The sequence below is a fragment of the Pseudomonas sp. B21-031 genome (assembly GCF_024748985.1).
Classification (GTDB): domain Bacteria; phylum Pseudomonadota; class Gammaproteobacteria; order Pseudomonadales; family Pseudomonadaceae; genus Aquipseudomonas; species Aquipseudomonas kermanshahensis.
Map to the genome: position 1 here is coordinate 4,643,430 of NZ_CP087181.1, position 17,977 is coordinate 4,661,406.

The following is a 17,977-nucleotide window of genomic DNA, read 5'->3' on the forward strand; positions in this document are numbered from 1 at the left end:
GGGCAAGCCCGCTCCTACACGGACCACGTGGAACCTGTAGGTGCGGGTTTGCCGTAATGAGGCACACAGGGTCACAGAATTAACATTGACAACTCTGGAACCCGCTGCCGATAATTCAGCTCAGTCATACGACAACCTACAACAACTAACAACGAGCCGGCCATGACCCCAACTCCCCTCAATCGCCTGCTGCTCACCGGAGCCGCAGGCGGCCTGGGCAAGGTCCTTCGCGAACGCCTGCAAGGCTACGCCGAGGTCCTGCGCCTTTCCGATATCAGCCCGATGGCACCTGCCGCGGGCCCGCATGAAGAGGTGGTGGCTTGCGACCTCGCCGACAAGGCAGCGGTCCACGCCCTGGTCGAAGGCGTAGACGCCATCATCCACTTCGGTGGCGTGTCCACCGAGCATTCCTTTGAAGACATCCTCGGCCCGAATATCTGCGGCGTGTTCCACGTCTACGAGGCGGCGCGCAAGCATGGCGTCAAGCGCATCATCTTCGCCAGCTCCAACCACACCATCGGTTTCTACCGCCAGGACGAGCGCATCGACGCCCACTCCCCGCGCCGCCCCGACAGCTACTACGGGCTGTCCAAATGCTACGGCGAAGATGTCGCCAGCTTCTACTTCGATCGCTATGGCATCGAGACCGTGAGCATTCGTATCGGCTCGTCGTTCCCGCAACCGCAGAACCCGCGGATGCTCTGCACCTGGCTGAGCTACGACGACCTGGTCCAGCTGATCGAGCGCGGGCTGTTCACGCCCGACGTCGGCCACACCATCGTCTATGGCGCCTCCGACAACCGCACCGTGTGGTGGGACAACCGGCATGCCGCGCACCTGGGCTATGCGCCTAAAGACACCTCCGAGGTGTTCCGCGAGGCCGTCGAAGCCCAACCGGCGCCCGCCGCCGATGACCCGAGCATGGTCTATCAGGGCGGCGCCTTCGCCGTGGCCGGACCGTTCAACTGACCCCCGCGCGCCAGGAGGCACGGCCATGAACTGCGAACTGATCGTCGACGCCCGCAACGGTACCGGCGAAAGCCCTGTGTGGCACCCTACCGAACAGGCCCTGTACTGGGTCGACATCCCTGCCCGCACACTGCACCGCTGGCAGCCCAATGGGGCTCAGCAGGCGTGGCAAGGTGACGAAATGCTCGCCTGCATCGCCCGCACCGAACAGGGCTGGGTCGCGGGGATGGAAAGCGGCATCTTCCACCTCGAACCCAAGGCCGACGGCAGCCTCGACAGCCGCCTGCTCAGCACCGTCGAACATGCCCAGGGCGGCATGCGCTTCAACGATGGGCGCTGCGACCGCCAGGGCCGCTTCTGGGCCGGCACCATGTTGATGGACATGCCACAGGGCGCCCATGTCGGGGCGCTGTACCGGCATGACGGCGAAGGGCACCTGCACCTGCAACAGGACGGCATGATCGTGCCCAATGGCCTGGCCTTCAGCCCCGACGGCACGCGCATGTACCTGTCGGACTCGCACCCCAACGTGCAGAAAATCTGGGTATTCGACTACGACATCGACAGCGGTACGCCGCACAACAAGCGGTTGTTCGTCGACATGCATGCCTACCCTGGCCGCCCCGACGGCGCCGCCATCGACCAGGACGGCTGCTACTGGATCTGCGGCAACGACGCCGGCCAGGTCCACCGCTTCACCCCCGATGGCCGCCTGGACCGCTCGCTCAATGTGCCGGTAAAAAAACCGGCCATGTGCGCCTTTGGTGGCGCCAACCTGGACACCTTGTTCGTCACGTCGATCCGCCCTGCGGGCATTGACCTCTCCGACCAACCGCTGGCCGGTGGGGTATTTGCCTTCGAGCTCGGCGTCAAAGGCCTGGAGGAGCCTGCCTACCGGGGCTGAACACCCGCTCTGCCACACACTTGCACACACGAAACCGGATAATAAAAACCACGGAGTTTCACCATGACCTTCAAACGCAAGCTGCTCCTTGCCGTACTCCCCTTCGCCTTCAGCCTGTCGATGCCGGCCTCCGCGCTGGACATCAAGTTCGCCGAGATTCACCCGGCCGGCTACCCGACCGTGGTCGCTGAACAGAACATGGGCAAAAAGCTCGAAGCCGCCAGCAATGGCGAGATTACCTTCAAGATGTTCGCCGGTGGGGTGCTCGGCTCCGAGAAGGAAGTGATCGAGCAGGCACAGATTGGTGCCGTGCAGATGACCCGCGTCAGCCTGGGGATCGTCGGCCCGGTGGTGCCGGACGTGAACGTGTTCAACATGCCGTTCGTGTTCCGTGACCATGAACACATGCGCAAGATCATCGACGGCGACATCGGCCAGGAGATCCTCGACAAGATCACCAACTCCGAATTCAACCTGGTGGCCCTGGCCTGGATGGATGGCGGCTCGCGCAGCATCTACACGAAAAAACCGGTGCGCAGCCTTGAAGACCTCAAGGGCATGAAGATCCGCGTGCAGGGCAACCCGCTGTTCATCGACATGATGAACGCCATGGGCGGCAACGGCATCGCCATGGACACCGGCGAAATCTTCAGCGCCCTGCAGACCGGCGTGATCGACGGCGCCGAGAACAACCCGCCAACGCTGCTCGAGCACAACCACTTCCAGAGCGCCAAGTACTACACCCTCACTGGCCACCTGATCCTGCCGGAGCCGGTGGTGATGTCCAAGACCACCTGGAACAAGCTCACCGCAGACCAGCAGGCACTGGTGAAGAAAGTCGCGCGTGAAGCGCAGATGGAAGAGCGTGCGCTGTGGGACGCCAAGTCTGCGGCCAGCGAAGAGAAGCTCAAGGCGGCCGGTGTCGAGTTCATCACCGTCGACAAGAAGCCGTTCTTCGACGCCACCGCATCGGTCCGCGAGAAGTACGGTGCACCGTACGCCGACCTGATGAAGCGTATCGACGCCGTCCAGTAATACCGGCCCCTTCCAAGACGACCTCGACAGTGCGGCGGCCGCCGCCCTGTCGCTTTGGTGATGCCTATGAAATCGCTTTTCCTGAGCGTGAACGACACGCTGTACCGCGGCTGCATCTGGATTGCGGGCCTGTCGATCCTGACCATGACGCTGATCATTCCGTGGGGCATCTTCGCCCGCTACGTGCTGGGCACCGGCTCCAGCTGGCCTGAGCCAGTCGCGATTCTGCTGATGGTGGTATTCACTTTCGTCGGCGCCGCCGCCAGCTACCGGGCGGGCGCGCACATGGCGGTGGCGATGATCACCGACCGCCTGCCCGCCCTGCAGCGCCAGCTGGTTTCGCTGCTGGTGCAACTGCTGATGATCGTGGTGTGCGTGTTCATGACCTATTACGGCACCAAGCTGTGCATCACCACCTGGAACCAGTCGCTGGCCTCTCTGCCAGGTATACGCGTGGGCATGACTTACGCGCCGATCCCGGTGGGGGGCGTGCTGACGCTGATCTTTGTCGTGGAAAAACTCCTGCTGGGCGACCAAAGCAACCGCAAGGTGGTGCGTTTCGACCTGGCTGAAGAAAGCGAAGGAGCTGCGTAAATGGATGCGTTCATTCTGTTGGGCAGTTTCATCGCGCTGATCCTGATCGGCATGCCGGTGGCTTACGCCTTGGGCCTGTCTGCGCTGATCGGCGCCTGGTGGATCGATATCCCACTGCAGGCGATGATGATCCAGGTGGCCAGTGGGGTTAACAAGTTTTCGTTGCTGGCGATTCCGTTTTTCGTACTGGCTGGCGCGATCATGGCCGAGGGCGGCATGTCCCGCCGGCTGGTAGCGTTCGCCGGGGTACTGGTGGGCTTCGTGCGGGGCGGGTTGTCGCTGGTCAACATCATGGCCTCGACCTTCTTTGGCGCGATTTCCGGCTCGTCGGTGGCCGACACCGCGTCGGTGGGCTCGGTGCTGATCCCAGAGATGGAGCGCAAAGGCTACCCGCGTGAATTCTCCACCGCCGTGACCGTCAGTGGCTCGGTGCAGGCACTGCTGACCCCGCCCAGCCACAACTCGGTGCTGTACTCGCTGGCCGCGGGGGGCACGGTGTCGATCGCCTCGCTGTTCATGGCCGGGGTGATGCCTGGGCTGTTGCTGAGCGCGGTGATGATGGGCCTGTGCCTGATCTTCGCGAAAAAGCGCAACTACCCCAAAGGCGAAGTGATCCCGCTGCGCCAAGCGCTGAAAATCGCTGGCGAGGCGCTGTGGGGGCTGATGGCGATGGTCATCATCCTCGGCGGTATCCTGTCGGGCGTATTCACCGCGACCGAGTCGGCCGCCGTGGCCGTGGTCTGGTCGTTCTTCGTGACCATGTTCATCTACCGCGACTACAAGTGGCGTGACCTGCCCAAGTTGATGCACCGCACGGTACGCACCATCTCGATCGTGATGATCCTGATCGGTTTTGCCGCAAGCTTCGGCTACGTGATGACGCTGATGCAGATCCCCTCGAAGATCACCACGGCGTTCCTGACCCTGTCGGATAACCGCTACGTGATCCTCATGTGCATCAACTTCATGCTGTTGCTGTTGGGCACGGTGATGGACATGGCGCCGCTGATCCTGATCCTGACCCCGATCCTGCTGCCGGTGATCACGGGCATCGGCGTAGACCCGGTGCACTTCGGCATGATCATGTTGGTGAACCTGGGTATCGGCCTGATCACACCGCCGGTGGGCGCAGTGCTGTTCGTCGGTTCGGCCGTCGGCAAGGTGAGCATCGAGTCGACGGTGAAGGCGCTGTTGCCCTTCTACCTGGCGTTGTTCCTGGTATTGATGGCCGTGACCTACATCCCTGCCATCTCGCTCTGGCTGCCCAGCGTGGTGCTGTAAAGCCAAATGGGGCCGCTTGCGGCCCCATCCTCTTTTGCAAATGGATCCTGCACATGGCTGTTCCCTCCTCTGCCACTCCCCTCTTTCCTCGCAAGCTGGCGCTGGCGCTACTGGCGCTGCTGGCCTGCTCGTTCGCCGCCAACCACGTTGCCGCACGCATCGCCTTCGATGACGGCACCGGCGTGCTGCTGGCGATTCTCTGCCGCTCCGGCATCACCTTTCTGGTCCTGGCCTGCCTGCTGCTGTGGCAACGCCAGGCAGTGGGCCTGCCGACCGGCACACGGCGCTGGCAATTGCTGCTTGGCCTGCTGATCGCCACACAGAGCCTGTGCCTGTATTCGGCGGTGGCGCGTATCCCGGTGGCACTGGCGCTGCTGGTGGGCAATACCTTCCCGATGTTGCTGGCGCTGCTCACGTGGGCGTTGGGCGGTGCGCGCCCGACTGGCCGCACCGTGCTGTTCATGGGCCTGATCCTCTGCGGCCTGGTGCTGGCGCTGGATGTACCGGCACGGCTGGCCGACAGCGCCGACGCCAACCCACACTGGGCCCTGGGCGTCAGCCTGGCCTTCTGCGCCGCGTGCGCCTTCGCCTGCGCATTGTGGATCACCGATCACAAACTGGCCGCCGTGCGCGGCCCGGTACGCAGCCTGCTGACCTTGCTGATCGTGTTCTCCAGCATGCTGGTGGCAGGCGCAAGCGGCGTGATGCCTTCCGGGCTGTCGCTGCCCGCCAGCAGCAGCGGGTGGGCGGCCTTGGCCAGCCTGGTGGTGCTGTATGGCGTGGCCTTCACCCTGCTGTTCGTCTGTGTGCCCCGGCTGAACATGGCGCAGAACGCGCCGGTGATGAACATCGAACCGATCGCCACCTTGCTGCTTGGTTGGGCGTTGCTGGATCAGCGCCTGAGTACCTGGCAACTGATCGGCGGTGCCGTGGTGGTGTGCGGCATCGTGCTGCTGACCTATCGCCGGGCGAGCTGAGCAAACATTCTGAAAGGAGCCGCTGATGGCTGTCACCGAACTGCACCTGCAAGACCACCTGACCCGCCTGAGCCTGGCGCCGGAACTGGGCGCCAGCCTGATCAACTGGGAAGTGAAAGCGACCGGGCAGGCGCTGCTGCGCCACTCTGACCAAGACGCGCTGGCCAGCGGCACGCCGCGGCAACTGGCGTGCTACCCACTGGCGCCTTGGTCCAACCGGATTGCCCAAGGGGGTTTCGAGCGGCCAGAGGGTTGGCTGGCGTTGGCGCCCAACACCGCACACGACCCCTACCCGATTCATGGCACCGCCTGGCAGCAGGCCTGGCAGGTGGAGCACCACAGTGAACGCCGCGCCCGGCTGACGCTCGACAGCCAGTTGCCCTTTGCCTACCGGGCAACGCTGGATGTGCACCTGCTCGACGGGTGCCTGAACCTCGACTTGCATGTGACCCACCTGGATGAAACAGCCACGTGGTATGGGCTGGGGCTGCATCCTTATTTCCCGCGGCATTCGGACACCCGGCTAAGTGCTGCGGCGCAGCATGTGTGGCTGGCAGAAGAGGGGCGGCTGCCGTCGTACCCGGCTGAGCTGCCTGATGACTGGTGCTTCGAGAGCCCGGGCGCGTTGCCGACCAGGGTGGTCGATCATGCGTTCGGTGGTTGGCCTGGCAGCTGCGTGATCGAACAGCCCAGCGCGGGTTATGCCCTGGATTGCACGGCCAGTGGGTGTGAGCATTTTCTGTTGTTCTGCCCACCGGGCAAGGCGTTCTTTTGCTTCGAGCCGGTCAGCCACCCGATCAACGCGCATCACCTGCCAGGGCGGCCAGGGTTGCGGTTGTTGCAGCAGGGTGAGGCGATGACCTTGGGGTTCAGGATGCAGTATCGGGCGCTGTAAGGGGGTTGCCTGGATAGGGGTCGCTTTGCGACCCATCGCCGGCAAGCCAGCTCCCACAGGTGCGGCGCTAGCCTTGGGGGCTACACAGTTCGGGTGGGAGCTGGCTTGCCAGCGATGGGCTGCAGAGCAGCCCCGCGATCTCAAGCTTTAAACCAGCACTTCGGCGGTGGCCACGCCCTGACGCGCGACCGGCTCACCTCGTACCTCACGCGCAACCTTCCACACCAGCACCGCCGCAACGATGTCGAACGCTGCCAGCACCACGAATAGCGGACTGTAGCCGATCTGCGTCACCAAGATGCCGAACACCAGGGTAAACACCGCCGCGCCCAGGTACCCACACATCCCGCCCATCCCTGTCGCGGTGGCCACCTGGTCCTTGCTGAACGAGTCCGACGTAATCGAATACAGCGCCCCCGACAGCGTTTGGTGCGCAAAGCCACCAATGCACAGCAGCAAAATTGCGGTATATGGGCTTTCCACCAAGCCGATGCACGCAGGGCCAATCATGCAGCTGGCACCGAACACCAGCACCATTTTGCGCGACGTGAACAGCGACACCTTGAGGTGACGGTGGAACAGCGGGCTCAGGTAACCACCGAGCACACAGCCGATGTCGGCCGCGAGAAACGGCAGCCATGCGAACATCGCCACTTCCTTGATGTTCATGTGCCGCTCGGTCATCAGGTACAGCGGGATCCAAGCATTGAAGGTTTGCCAGGCCGGCTCCGAGAGGATGCGCGCGGAGGCGATGGCGTAGAAGTTTCGGGTCTTGAAGATGCGTTTCCAGGCGCCCTTCTCGCGCTTCTCTTCCTTGAAGTGCGCTTCCTGGCCAGACAGGATGTAGTCACGCTCTTCGCTGCTCAAGCGCTTCTGATCGCGAGGGTGTTTGTATAACAGCATCCACAAAACCGTCCAGACGATGCCGGACACCCCGACCATCACAAAGGCCAGTTGCCAGCCGCTGTGCAGGATCGCCCACACCACCAGAGGCGGCGCCAGCAAGGCACCCAGCGAGGAGCCGATGTTGAACCAGCCGATCGCCACCGACCGCTCTTTGGCCGGGAACCACTCAGTGGTGGCCTTGACCCCGGCAGGCAAGCCGGCCGCTTCGGTCATGCCCAGCAGGCCGCGCATGAATGCCATGCTTTGCCAGCCCGTGGCCAAGGCTGCGCCAGCACACGCCACCGACCAGGCCATGGCGAACACGGCAAAACCGAGCTTGGTCCCAATGAAGTCGATAAACCAGCCGGCGATCGGCTGCATAAGGGCGTAGCACACCTGCCAGGCGGCGACGATCTTGGCGTATTGCTCGGTCGTGATGGAGAGGTCGGTCATCAAGGTGGGGGCAGCCACCGAGAGGGTATTGCGGGCGAGGTAGTTGACGACGAGCCCAGCCGTGACGAGGCTGACCATCCACCAACGGATGCCTTTCATCTTCATGGTTCACCTGAATCTTATTTTTAGAGGTGCGGGTGAGTGCCTCAACGCTGGCAGCGCTAATTGAGACAATTTGTTTCAGGCGCAAGATTGCCATGTCGTAGGTCGTCGTACAACATAAATTGTTAACGGATGTGTATGCATAGGGGGGCTATTGCAGGGAGTTGTACGACCTCAATCCAGCCCTTGGGCTCGAAGCGCATGGGCTAGCATGTCGATGAAGGTCCTGACTTTGGCGGACCCGTACTTACTCTCCCGGTGCAGCACATGAATCGGCCAGGGGGCTTCTTCGTACTCGGCCAGAATGACCTGCAACTGCCCGTTCGCTATCTCGTCCGCCACTTGGTACGACAGCAACCGTGCGATCCCCAGCCCGCCACTGGCTGCAGCAATCGCCCCATCGTTGCTGGTCACCGTCAGTCGCGGCTTCATGCGGACCAGGGTCGGCTCATCCGTCACGCCGAAGCGCCAACCGGCCCGGGGCGACAAGTTGGTGGTGCCGATCACCGCATGGCCTGGCAAGTCCGATGGGTGTTGCGGCACGCCGTGGCGCGCCAGGTAGTCCGGCGAGGCGCAGAGCATGCGCCGCACCCTGCCCACCCGCAGCGCCTTCAGGCCGGAGTCTGGCAGCGGGCCGATGCGCACGGCCACGTCCATGCCCTCCTCGACCATGTTCACCACCCGGTCGAGGAAGTACGCAGACACGTCGACCTCGGGGTATTGCTGCAGGTAACGAACGATGCACGGCATGACGAACTTCTTGCCGAACAGGATCGGCGCGGTAACGGCCAAGTCCCCCTTGGGCGTGGCGTTGATGCCGGCCGCGGCTTCATTGGCCTCGTGGATGCTGGCGAGAATATGCCGGGTGTCTTCCAGGTAGCGGCCACCCGCTTCGGTCAAGCGTACGCTGCGGGTGGTGCGCAGCAGCAGTTTGACCCCCAACTGGTCCTCCAGGGCACTGACGGCACGGGTCACTGCGGCGGGCGAGATGTCCAGCCGGCGGGCGGCAGCGGCGAAGCTTTCCAGCTCGCCGACTGCTACGAACACCTTCATCAGGTGAATCTGATCCATGCCGGCTCCTGGGATGTCGGGGGTGGGGATTATCGATTATTTGCGGTTTTTTCGCTGCCCTATGAGCAGGCCGCATCAGGCAGCACTACAGCGCCAGCACCAAGGCCTGCGCGCCCTCCTCCACTTTAGCCGGCACGGCACAGCAGATCAGCGCCGTACCGTTTTCCGGCAGCTCGGCAGGCGGGTTCGGGTAATGCACCTGCCCACTCACCACCTTGGTCTTGCAGGTGCCGCATGAACCACCCCGGCAGCTGAAATCCGGCGACAACCCACGCGCCTCGGCAAGCTCCAACAAGGTGCCGCTGCCCGGTGCCCAGCGCGCCTCCTTGGCCGAGCTGGCGAAGTACACCGGCACCGGTTCGCTGGCAGCCGGAGGTTGCTGCAGCACCGGCTGGTCGTCGTCGGTGTGCCGCCTGAGCGTCGATGGCCCAAAGGCTTCGGCATGGATACGTGCGTCGGGTACATGCACGGCGCGCAGCCCTTCGTACAGGTCCTGGGTAAAACTCGCTGGGCCACACACATAGAAATCGTAGTCATCCAGCACCAGCTGGGCTTTCACCTGCTCAATGCCCAGCCGACCAGCATGCTCGTAGTCGCGCCCCCTGACCGCATCGGCCTCAGGCTGGCTCAGGCAACGGTGCACACGCAACCATTCGCCCGCTTGCTGGCGCAGCGCCGCCAGTTCTTGCTGGAAGGGCAAGTCAGCCAGGCTTCGCGCACCGTGAAACAGGTGAATAGGCCGCGACTGACGCCGGGCCAATTGTGCCCGTAGCATGGCGATCAATGGCGTGATACCCACGCCCGCGCCAATCAGTACAATCGGCCGAGCGCTTTGCTCATCCAGGGTAAAACTGCCCATGGGCGGGCGCACATCGAGCAGGTCGCCCACCGCAATGCGCTCATGCAGATAGCGCGATGCCGGGCCCTGGGCCTTGACGCTGATGCGCAGGTAACCGTCCGACGGGGCGCTGGAAACGCTGTAGGTGCGAATCAGCGGGGCATCGCTGCCCAGCGCGATACGCACAGGAATATGCTGCCCTGGCGCAAACTGCACGGGTGCATCTGCCGCCAGGTAGAACGAGCGAATATCACGGCTCTCCTGCTCCAGGCGCACCACCCGCCACGCCTGCCATTGACGCTGACGTTCACGCTGTTGCAGGCGTTCGCCGGCCTCGGCCCAGGTGCCGGTCATCAGGCTGGTCGGCGCGTATTCTTTGAAGGCCCAGCGCAGCGATACCGCTGCCGGGCGCCATACCACGTGCTCGACGTCCAGTGTCCACAACCGCTCGGCGCCCTCGAACGCATTGATGGCTGGGCTCTCCAATACCACTTCGGCATGCCCGCAAAGCTGCAGTACATTGCCGGTGGCGAAGTCGATGAACAGCAACCCTGCCACCGGGTTCACCAACAGGTTGCCCAGCGTATTGAAGTGCAAATTACCGGCGTAGTCGGGAATGGTCAGGCGGTTGCCCTCGACCTTGACGAACCCAGGCCGACCGCCGCGGTGGGACACATCGACCGAACGCAGGCCATCGTCTTGCTCGACGTAGCTTGCGACAAAAAAGGTATCGGCCACTTCGATCATGGCAACCGTGCGGGCATCCAGTGCAGTGGCATCGACGCGCCCTTTTGCCGGCTCATCGCTACGGGTGTACTCGCGCAGCTGGATGTACTGAGGGCAGTTGCCGAACGACTGCTCCACCGTCACTTCCAGTTGCCCGTTGCGTGCCTGGCCGATCAGGCCATTGATTCGGTTGCGCCGGCGCGTATGCAACTCGATGCCCAGCAGCCCGATTGCCTGCCCGCTCGCCAGCCCTGGTGTGGCGGGGTCATCCGCTTTCAGGTCCACGTTGATCAGCAACTGGCGTGGGTCGGGCGAGCTGACGAAGCCTTGCGGGCCTTCGAGGAAGGTTGCCCACGGCCTGCCGTGGGCATCCACACTGCCCGCCACCATGAACGGCAACTGCTGATAGAACGCGCGATGCTGGTCTGGCATGAAGTCGCGGATGACCTTCTGCCCGAACACCTCCATGCGCTCCGACACACCGACCTTTTCCTGCAGGATCTTCTCACCGCTGTGCCAAGGTGACGCGCGATGGCCTGGGAGCTGATGCATGGTGGCATTCCTCGAAGGGGGTTGAGCTCAATCGCCGGCTTGCAGGCCCGTGGCGGTGCGCGGCATCGGCACGAAACCTGGCAACGCCTCGATCCGTGCCAGCCAACTGCGCACGTTGGCGTACGGCTCAAGCGAGACATTGCCCTCTGGTGCGTGGGCGATGTAGGAGTAGTTGGCAACGTCGGCGATGGTGGGCTGACTGCCTGTCAGGAAGGGGGCCTTGGCCAGTTCGGCGTCGATCACCTTGAGCAGCGTGTGGGCACGGCCGATGACTTCATCGGTGTTGAAGGCGGCGCCGAACACGGTCACCAGGCGAGCAGCGGCCGGGCCAAAGGCCAATGGGCCTGCGGCGACCGACAGCCAGCGTTGCACGCGCGCTGCGGCTTCGGGCTCCTCGGGCAACCAGGTACCGTTGTCATATTTCTTGGCCAGGTACACCAGGATGGCGTTGGAGTCGGCGATGACGGTGCCGTTGTCGTCGATGACCGGCACCTGGCCGAACGGGTTGAGGGCCAGGAACGCGGGCTGCTTGTGCTCACCTTTGGCCAGGTCGACGAAAACCAGCTCGGTCGGCAGCTTCAGCAACGAGAGCATCAGCTCGATACGGTGCGCGTGGCCAGACTTGGGGAAATTGTAGAGTTTGATCGCGGTCGACATGGGCTTGGCTCCTGGTCAGCGCCGGAATGGGCTGGTGGAGGCCATGTTGGACCGATTCGACTGGCAGCAGAATCAGTGCTGGGGGGAAACCATAATTTCGCGTGGCGGAATAATGCTTGTAGAAGCGGCGCTAGGCCGCTTTTACAGTGAAGTGCATAAGCTGCATCTACGGCTCAGTGCAGCTGATTATGGAACTTGAACAACTGGCGTGCCGCCTCGATCACCTGAGGCACACAGGCTTGAATGTCCTCTCCACTCATTTGATCGAGCAACTCGAAGTTGTCCTCCAGCCCATGCAGGGAAATGGCCTTGAGCAGTTGATCCTGCTCAGGCGGCAACGCATCCCAGCTGGCGACCTGGGTACCGCGCATATAGCCGAAGCACCACTCTTCCATGATGATTACAGCACCATCGTCGGTTTCATTTTCCTCGAACAGCGGCTCGAACTGATCGATGTTGTCACCCACCTCATCCGCCACCTGGCTGGCGTAACGCAACATCAGCGCCGTGTACGCCTCTTCATGCGCGGGCTTCTTGAATTTCGGCACCTTGCCACCCGCCACGGCTGGCAACCATTGTTCCGGGTGGACGATGTTCGGGGAACTGGCCAGGGCGGTAAAAAAGCCATTGAGCTCGGACAGGTTGAGTACCGAATAATCGTTGCCGTAGGTGATCAGCAGGTCTTCGAGGCGGTCGAGTTCTTTTTCGCTGAGCGCGGGGAGCATGGGCGTTGTCCTGAAAAGCAAAAGTGCACGCACCCTAGCACAGCACGCACCAGAAGGCTGCCCGCAGCGACGAGGCTGCGGGCAGTTTCGCTAGCGTGGCAACCACGTGTGCAGCAGGGCCTGCCTGCCTGACCCGATCAAGAGCCAGAGCAGGACTCGGCACTTGCGCGGGCTAAGTTGCCCAGCCATGTGCAGCCCTTTTTTCTGCAGGTCGATCTCGCCGCCGACAAACCCATAGGTCGCCAGCGCCGTTGCCCCCCTGCCTGTGCGGGTTGCCATGATCACTGGCAAGCCGGGCGTGAGTTGGCCCAGCATCTCGGACCAGGCGCCCGAAACGTGCCCAGCACCAAACCCCGCAATCACCAGCCCCTCGTAACTCAGCGCCGGCAAGGCCTGCAACAGGGCAGTGTCCGCATCCACGCAGGCCTCCAACAGGGCAACGCGATGATCGAGACGATGCAGGATTGGCAGTACTGCCCGTGGTGAAGGCTGATGGTGATAGCGCGCAACACCTTCGACCACTTCGCCCAAGGGGCCACTGCCAGGTGACTCAAAAGCGGCCATCGCCAGGCTGGCAACCTTCCAGCGTATCGGTCCCTTGGGTGAGCATCACGGCCTGCGCACCGCGCGCTATCTGACCACGCGCCCAGGCCAGCACTTCAAGCAGCGTCACAAACCCAAGCGAGGCGCTGGGCAGCATGCCCAGCGTCGCCACTTCGAGGTGCGCCATCTGCCTGAGCGCTGGCAGCAAGGACAGTTGCTTCTCACAATCGAGCGTTGGCGTTACACCCCCCTCAACCGTATCGGCCTGCATGCTGACGGTGCCGCCCAGGCTGGCGATCGACAGCCGAGGCAACTCTGGAGACTCAGTCATGCCGCACCTCCTATCAGCCCCACCAGCGGCACGATTGCCAATGTACTGAAGGCCATGGACAAGACATTGCCGATGTAGCCATGCATATAGCTTGGCAACCGGCCACTGATGGCCACCGCCAATGGCGGCGCTACCAGCGCACCCAGCACCGCGCTGGTTACCACGACCTGCCAGTCACCCCCGTGCATCAGCACGGCAGCCGGAACGATCGACACAATGGGGATGTAAGTGGGGTACCAGCCGCGCGCCTGCCATTGACGACGCCACACCAGCACCCCCACCAATGACGCCAGCGCCTGGCCTGCCACCATCTGCACGACCAGTTGCGAACCGTAGGCCGGTGCTGCAGGAGCAATCACGTAGGCCAACAGCAGGCCAAACAACAGCCCGAGGCTGGCAAGCTCATTGCCGAAAAATGGCGCTTCACTGAAGTCAGCCAACACACGTCGAAGGGTCCAGACCACACCGTAATCAGGTTGACGGCTGACGGGCTGCAACCCCGCGGGCCTTTTGCCTTGGTGCACCCATAACGGGAAACGCATGCACAGCAGGAAAGCCACCACGCTCGCCACGGCCATGCCGCCAACGTTGCCGATGACCACTGGCAACTGCAAAGGGATGCACAGGTAATTGACCAGGAATAGGCTGGCAGGCGTTACCAGCAGCGCACCGAGTAGCGCCCCGGTAATCGTCACCTGCCAGCCTCCGCCAAACAGCAATACCATGGCAGCCGGCAGCGACACGAAAGCGACGAAGGTCGGTTGCCAGCCTCCCCCAGCCAGCGTCCACCCCCACAGGACGTGGCTAAGCAGCAGGCCGAGCAGCGAGCTGGTGAACACCCACGGCCACAACAAATGGCAAAGCCTTGCCAGCGGTAGCCACGAAGACCGGCCCAATGCGCTAGACAGGCCCCCAGCAGCAGGCCCAAAGCCGGCAACTCGTGCTTGTAGAAAGCGACTTCGCTGATGTCGCCGACTATCCAGCGCAAACGGCTCAGGGGGTGATCAAGGGTGGCGGTGAGCTGTGCGTAGTCCGGCCATTGGCCGAAAACCAGGCTAAGTATCAGCAATACGGTCAGGCAGGCCAATATCACCAGCGGTGGCCTTTGCCTGTTCGGGATGCTTATCTCGTTCATGTTCTGCCTCCTCAGCGCGGCATCGGGGCATGCAGGCGATAACCGAGGGTGTGGTCATAAAGATCGGTACGCCGATCTCGCGGCAGATCATTGAGGCTGTTCCAGATCGGCGCAGACCGAGCCGCACTGAGGTCCACATCGGCATAGAGGATGCTTTCCTCTTCAGCGCTTGCCACTTCTCCGATCGGCCAGCCGTTGGTGCCGGCAATCAGCGAACAGCCCAGAAAACGACCGCCACGCTCGCTGCCAATTCGGTTGGCAGCGGCGATATAGACGTTGTTGACGTGTGCTGCGGTCATGGTCAGGTAAGAAGCCATGCAGCGCCCGGCCTCATCGAACAGCGGCGGCGGCGTCCACACCCAGTTGTTAAGGCTGCAGAGGATGTCGGCGCCTTGTGCAGCCAACAGGCGGGGGACTTCGGGGAACCAGATATCCCAGCAGATGAGCAGGCCGATACGCCCAATGGGGGTTTCGAACACCGGGAACCCGAGGTTACCGGGCGTGAACCACAGCTTTTCCTGGTTCCATAAGTGCGCTTTGCGGTAATGCCCAAGCATGCCTTCGGGGCCGAAAAGTACGGCGCTGTCATACAGCTTCATCCCATCCCGTTCGGCGAACCCCGCCGCCAGGTAGATGTGATGATCCCGCGCAAAGTCCGCCCAGGCTTGGACGCTGTGCCCGTCGTGCAGGGGCTGCGCATGGGCATAGGCTTCTGCCCGCGAGTGGAACGTATAACCGGTGTTGGCAAGCTCTGGCAGCACAATCAGGTTGGCACCTTCGCGCACGGCGCGCCGGGCCAATGCCAGGCCCCTGCCCACATTGCGATCACCGTGCTCGACCCCCACTTGAGGGTCATACTGGATGACTGCGATGCGCACGGGGCTGACAGGGGTGCAGTGTTCAGACATGGCGGCTTCCTTTTATGTTTGTTGCGGAAGGGCGCCAGTAAAGCGGGGTTGAGCCTGGGAGCGACAGTCAGGACGCTCCCACAAGATCGTAGGGAAAAGGAAGAATTATTGAGGGAAGGGTCCTACGTGCAGATTGCCGAGGATTGGGGGAACTGAGAATGGAAACGTGGGGATTTTCAAGAGACCAGCCAAAGCATTCACGGGGCAAGTCGAGCCGCCTTACCGCCGTTGCTACAGGTACTTCACAGTTTTTGAGCGCTGTGGTGATCTATAGCAACGGTGGTGAGGCGGTCCGACTTGCCCCGCAAATAGGCCGCTAAACCTTATACCGCCAGCGCGCGCTCACGCAGCTCGCTGTTGAGGATGCGGTCGTTCTCGCTGTAGTCGACCGGGCAGTCGATCACGTGTACGCCTGGGGTCTTGATGCAGTGCTCGAGCAGCGGCAGCAAGCCTTCGGCGCTTTCCACGCGGTGGCCATTGGCACCGTAGGCTTCGGCGTATTTGACGAAGTCCGGGTTGCCGTAGTCCAGGCCGAAATCGGTGAAGCCCATGTTGGCCTGCTTCCAGCGGATCATGCCGTAGCCGTCGTCACGCAAGATTACCACGGTGACGTGCATGCCCAGACGGACTGCGGTTTCCAGCTCTTGGCTGTTCATCATGAAGCCGCCGTCGCCACATACCGAGATCACCGGGCGGTCCGGGTACACCAGGTGCGCGGCCATCGCGGACGGCAGGCCTGCGCCCATGGTCGCCAGGGCGTTGTCGAGCAGCACGGTGTTCGGCTTGTGGGCCTTGTAGTTACGGGCGAACCAGATCTTGTAGATGCCGTTGTCGAGGGCAACGATGCCTTCGGACGGCAGCACGCGACGGATGTCGGCGACCAGGCGCTGTGGGTAGACCGGGAAGCGGTCGTCGTCGGCACCTTCGGCGATTTGCGCTTCGTTGGCTTCACGGATGGCCATGAGGCGGGTGAAGTCCCAGTGCGAGGTGTCGCCCAGGCCTTCAGCGATCTGCCAGACGGCGTTGGCGATGTCGCCGATCACTTCGACCTGTGGGAAGTACACGGCATCGACTTCGGCGGAGCGGAAGCTGATGTGAATGACTTCGGTGCCGCCACGGACCATGAAGAACGGCGGCTTTTCGATCACATCGTGGCCAATGTTGATGATCAGGTCGGCCGCTTCGATGGCGCGGTGGACGAAGTCACCGGACGACAGCGCGGCGTTGCCCAGGAAGCGCGGGCTGCGCTCGTCGACCACACCCTTGCCCAACTGGGTGGTGACAAACGGAATGCCGGTCTTGTCGATCAGCTGCTTGAGGACCTTGGCAGTCATCTTGCGGTTGGCGCCGGCACCGATCACCAGGATCGGGCTGCGTGCGGTGCGCAGTTTTTCGATGGCGGCTTCGATGGCCACGTGCTCGGCCAGCGGGCGGCGGTGCAGGCTGCGCGGGATCGGCATGGCATCGGTCTGCTCGGCAGCGATGTCTTCCGGAAGTTCCAGGTGCACGGCGCCTGGTTTTTCTTCTTCAGCCAGACGGAACGCTTCACGCATGCGCGAAGGAATGTTGTCGGCCGAGGCGAACTGATGGGTGTACTTGGTGATGGGGGCCATCATGCCGCACACATCGATGATCTGGAAGCGGCCCTGTTTGGACTTCTTGATCGGCTTTTGGCCGGTGATCATCATCATCGGCATACCGCCGAGGTAGGCGTATGCACTGGCGGTGACCAGGTTGGTCGCGCCAGGGCCGAGGGTCGACAGGCTGACGCCGGTCTTGCCGGTCAGGCGGCCATAGGTGGCGGCCATGAAGCCCGCAGATTGTTCGTGGCGGGTCAGGACCAGCTTGATCTTCGACTTGCGCAGGGATTCCAGCAGGTCGAGGTTTTCCTCACCAGGGATGCCGAACACATACTCGACACCTTCGTTTTCCAGGCATTGCACAACGACATCGGCGGCCTTAGCCATCTTGCTCTCTACCTCAAGTGATAGGACGGTGAAAGTCCATAAATGCGCAGCACGGCACGCTGGCATCGCTCTATTCGGGCGCGAGAGTGCCCCGAACCTAAGTCTTGACGCAGGTTAGGCAGGGCAAAGTCACGTGCACGAACAGGATTAATTGTCGCACCCTTGAGCGCGTTTGGAGAGGTACAGGACGGACAAAACATCTTTGCCTGGAGACAGCGGATCTGCGCTTATAAACGCCAGAAAAGACAAAACCCCTACCTGCTTGCGCAGATAGGGGTTTTGCGAAATGAATCTTGACGATGACCTACTCTCACATGGGGAAACCCCACACTACCATCGGCGATGCATCGTTTCACTACTGAGTTCGGGATGGGATCAGGTGGTTCCAATGCTCTATGGTCGTCAAGAAATTCTGTAGCCAGAATGTCC

14 protein-coding genes, 1 rRNA gene and 2 pseudogenes are annotated in these 17,977 nt (G+C 62.5%); 7 read left to right on the forward strand and 10 right to left on the reverse strand.

Going from position 1 to position 17,977, the window contains the following annotated elements; translation table 11 throughout:
* The first annotated feature begins 162 nt into the window (after nucleotides 1–162).
* The 7 genes from LOY53_RS20720 to LOY53_RS20750 all read left to right on the forward strand — a co-directional run bounded on the left by LOY53_RS20720 (nucleotide 163) and on the right by LOY53_RS20750 (nucleotide 6,655).
* The gene (locus tag LOY53_RS20720) at nucleotides 163–969 is read left to right on the forward strand and encodes an NAD(P)-dependent oxidoreductase (RefSeq protein ID WP_027594703.1); all 807 of its coding nucleotides are present in this window, start codon (nucleotides 163–165) and stop codon (nucleotides 967–969) included.
* 25 nt (nucleotides 970–994) lie between these two features.
* Nucleotides 995–1,873 (forward strand): glucurono-1,5-lactonase, encoded by an 879-nt coding sequence (locus LOY53_RS20725; protein ID WP_252825584.1) that lies wholly within the window; start codon nucleotides 995–997, stop codon nucleotides 1,871–1,873.
* A gap of 63 nt (nucleotides 1,874–1,936) precedes the next feature.
* On the forward strand, nucleotides 1,937–2,908 hold the full coding sequence (locus LOY53_RS20730) for a TRAP transporter substrate-binding protein (protein ID WP_027594705.1): 972 nt from the start codon (nucleotides 1,937–1,939) through the stop codon (nucleotides 2,906–2,908).
* A 66-nt stretch (nucleotides 2,909–2,974) separates the two neighbouring features.
* On the forward strand, nucleotides 2,975–3,502 hold the full coding sequence (locus LOY53_RS20735) for a TRAP transporter small permease (RefSeq protein WP_027594706.1): 528 nt from the start codon (nucleotides 2,975–2,977) through the stop codon (nucleotides 3,500–3,502).
* Nucleotides 3,503–4,783: a TRAP transporter large permease gene (locus LOY53_RS20740; protein WP_027594707.1), complete on the forward strand. Its 1,281-nt coding sequence runs from the start codon at nucleotides 3,503–3,505 to the stop codon at nucleotides 4,781–4,783.
* 53 nt (nucleotides 4,784–4,836) lie between these two features.
* Nucleotides 4,837–5,760, forward strand: a complete 924-nt coding sequence (locus LOY53_RS20745) for an EamA family transporter (protein ID WP_027594708.1) — start codon at nucleotides 4,837–4,839, stop codon at nucleotides 5,758–5,760.
* Between the two features lie 25 nt (nucleotides 5,761–5,785).
* On the forward strand, nucleotides 5,786–6,655 hold the full coding sequence (locus LOY53_RS20750) for an aldose 1-epimerase (RefSeq protein ID WP_252825586.1): 870 nt from the start codon (nucleotides 5,786–5,788) through the stop codon (nucleotides 6,653–6,655).
* Between the two features lie 147 nt (nucleotides 6,656–6,802).
* Here LOY53_RS20750 and LOY53_RS20755 read toward each other — a convergent pair whose 3' ends face one another.
* From LOY53_RS20755 to rrf, 10 genes and pseudogenes are all read right to left on the reverse strand, one after another.
* Nucleotides 6,803–8,098: an MFS transporter gene (locus tag LOY53_RS20755; RefSeq protein WP_258703244.1), complete on the reverse strand. Its 1,296-nt coding sequence runs from the start codon at nucleotides 8,096–8,098 to the stop codon at nucleotides 6,803–6,805.
* A 171-nt stretch (nucleotides 8,099–8,269) separates the two neighbouring features.
* Nucleotides 8,270–9,166 carry a LysR family transcriptional regulator gene (locus tag LOY53_RS20760; protein ID WP_027594711.1) on the reverse strand — a complete coding sequence of 299 codons (897 nt, stop codon included), beginning with the start codon at nucleotides 9,164–9,166 and terminating at the stop codon, nucleotides 8,270–8,272.
* 85 nt (nucleotides 9,167–9,251) lie between these two features.
* Nucleotides 9,252–11,282 carry a pyridoxamine 5'-phosphate oxidase family protein gene (locus tag LOY53_RS20765; protein ID WP_258703245.1) on the reverse strand — a complete coding sequence of 677 codons (2,031 nt, stop codon included), beginning with the start codon at nucleotides 11,280–11,282 and terminating at the stop codon, nucleotides 9,252–9,254.
* 27 nt (nucleotides 11,283–11,309) lie between these two features.
* Nucleotides 11,310–11,939 (reverse strand): glutathione S-transferase family protein, encoded by a 630-nt coding sequence (locus LOY53_RS20770; protein ID WP_258703246.1) that lies wholly within the window; start codon nucleotides 11,937–11,939, stop codon nucleotides 11,310–11,312.
* Between the two features lie 173 nt (nucleotides 11,940–12,112).
* The gene (locus LOY53_RS20775) at nucleotides 12,113–12,664 is read right to left on the reverse strand and encodes a UPF0149 family protein (RefSeq protein WP_252825590.1); all 552 of its coding nucleotides are present in this window, start codon (nucleotides 12,662–12,664) and stop codon (nucleotides 12,113–12,115) included.
* Between the two features lie 90 nt (nucleotides 12,665–12,754).
* Nucleotides 12,755–13,538 (reverse strand): annotated as a pseudogene (locus LOY53_RS20780) (asparaginase domain-containing protein).
* A pseudogene (locus LOY53_RS20785) lies at nucleotides 13,535–14,673 on the reverse strand (hypothetical protein). Before LOY53_RS20785 ends, LOY53_RS20780 begins: the two co-directional pseudogenes overlap by 4 nt.
* Before the next feature lie 11 nt (nucleotides 14,674–14,684).
* Nucleotides 14,685–15,581, reverse strand: a complete 897-nt coding sequence (locus tag LOY53_RS20790) for a nitrilase family protein (protein WP_258703247.1) — start codon at nucleotides 15,579–15,581, stop codon at nucleotides 14,685–14,687.
* Between the two features lie 323 nt (nucleotides 15,582–15,904).
* On the reverse strand, nucleotides 15,905–17,548 hold the full coding sequence (locus LOY53_RS20795) for an acetolactate synthase large subunit (protein ID WP_099455110.1): 1,644 nt from the start codon (nucleotides 17,546–17,548) through the stop codon (nucleotides 15,905–15,907).
* Nucleotides 17,549–17,839: 291 nt separating this feature from the next.
* A 5S ribosomal RNA gene (rrf, locus tag LOY53_RS20800) occupies nucleotides 17,840–17,955 on the reverse strand.
* Between the last annotated feature and the right edge of the window lie 22 nt (nucleotides 17,956–17,977).

Excerpts from the sequence above, each read along its gene's own strand:
- LOY53_RS20750 (WP_252825586.1), top strand. The coding sequence starts at position 5,786 with ATGGCTGTCACCGAACTGCACCTGCAAGACCACCTGACCCGCCTGAGC.
- LOY53_RS20755 (WP_258703244.1), bottom strand. The coding sequence starts at position 8,098 with ATGAAGATGAAAGGCATCCGTTGGTGGATGGTCAGCCTCGTCACGGCT.
- LOY53_RS20770 (WP_258703246.1), bottom strand. The coding sequence starts at position 11,939 with ATGTCGACCGCGATCAAACTCTACAATTTCCCCAAGTCTGGCCACGCG.
- LOY53_RS20790 (WP_258703247.1), bottom strand. The coding sequence starts at position 15,581 with ATGTCTGAACACTGCACCCCTGTCAGCCCCGTGCGCATCGCAGTCATC.
- LOY53_RS20725 (WP_252825584.1), top strand. The coding sequence starts at position 995 with ATGAACTGCGAACTGATCGTCGACGCCCGCAACGGTACCGGCGAAAGC.
- LOY53_RS20760 (WP_027594711.1), bottom strand. The coding sequence starts at position 9,166 with ATGGATCAGATTCACCTGATGAAGGTGTTCGTAGCAGTCGGCGAGCTG.
- LOY53_RS20775 (WP_252825590.1), bottom strand. The coding sequence starts at position 12,664 with ATGCTCCCCGCGCTCAGCGAAAAAGAACTCGACCGCCTCGAAGACCTG.
- LOY53_RS20735 (WP_027594706.1), top strand. The coding sequence starts at position 2,975 with ATGAAATCGCTTTTCCTGAGCGTGAACGACACGCTGTACCGCGGCTGC.
- LOY53_RS20795 (WP_099455110.1), bottom strand. The coding sequence starts at position 17,548 with ATGGCTAAGGCCGCCGATGTCGTTGTGCAATGCCTGGAAAACGAAGGT.
- LOY53_RS20745 (WP_027594708.1), top strand. The coding sequence starts at position 4,837 with ATGGCTGTTCCCTCCTCTGCCACTCCCCTCTTTCCTCGCAAGCTGGCG.
- LOY53_RS20765 (WP_258703245.1), bottom strand. The coding sequence starts at position 11,282 with ATGCATCAGCTCCCAGGCCATCGCGCGTCACCTTGGCACAGCGGTGAG.
- LOY53_RS20720 (WP_027594703.1), top strand. The coding sequence starts at position 163 with ATGACCCCAACTCCCCTCAATCGCCTGCTGCTCACCGGAGCCGCAGGC.
- LOY53_RS20740 (WP_027594707.1), top strand. The coding sequence starts at position 3,503 with ATGGATGCGTTCATTCTGTTGGGCAGTTTCATCGCGCTGATCCTGATC.
- LOY53_RS20730 (WP_027594705.1), top strand. The coding sequence starts at position 1,937 with ATGACCTTCAAACGCAAGCTGCTCCTTGCCGTACTCCCCTTCGCCTTC.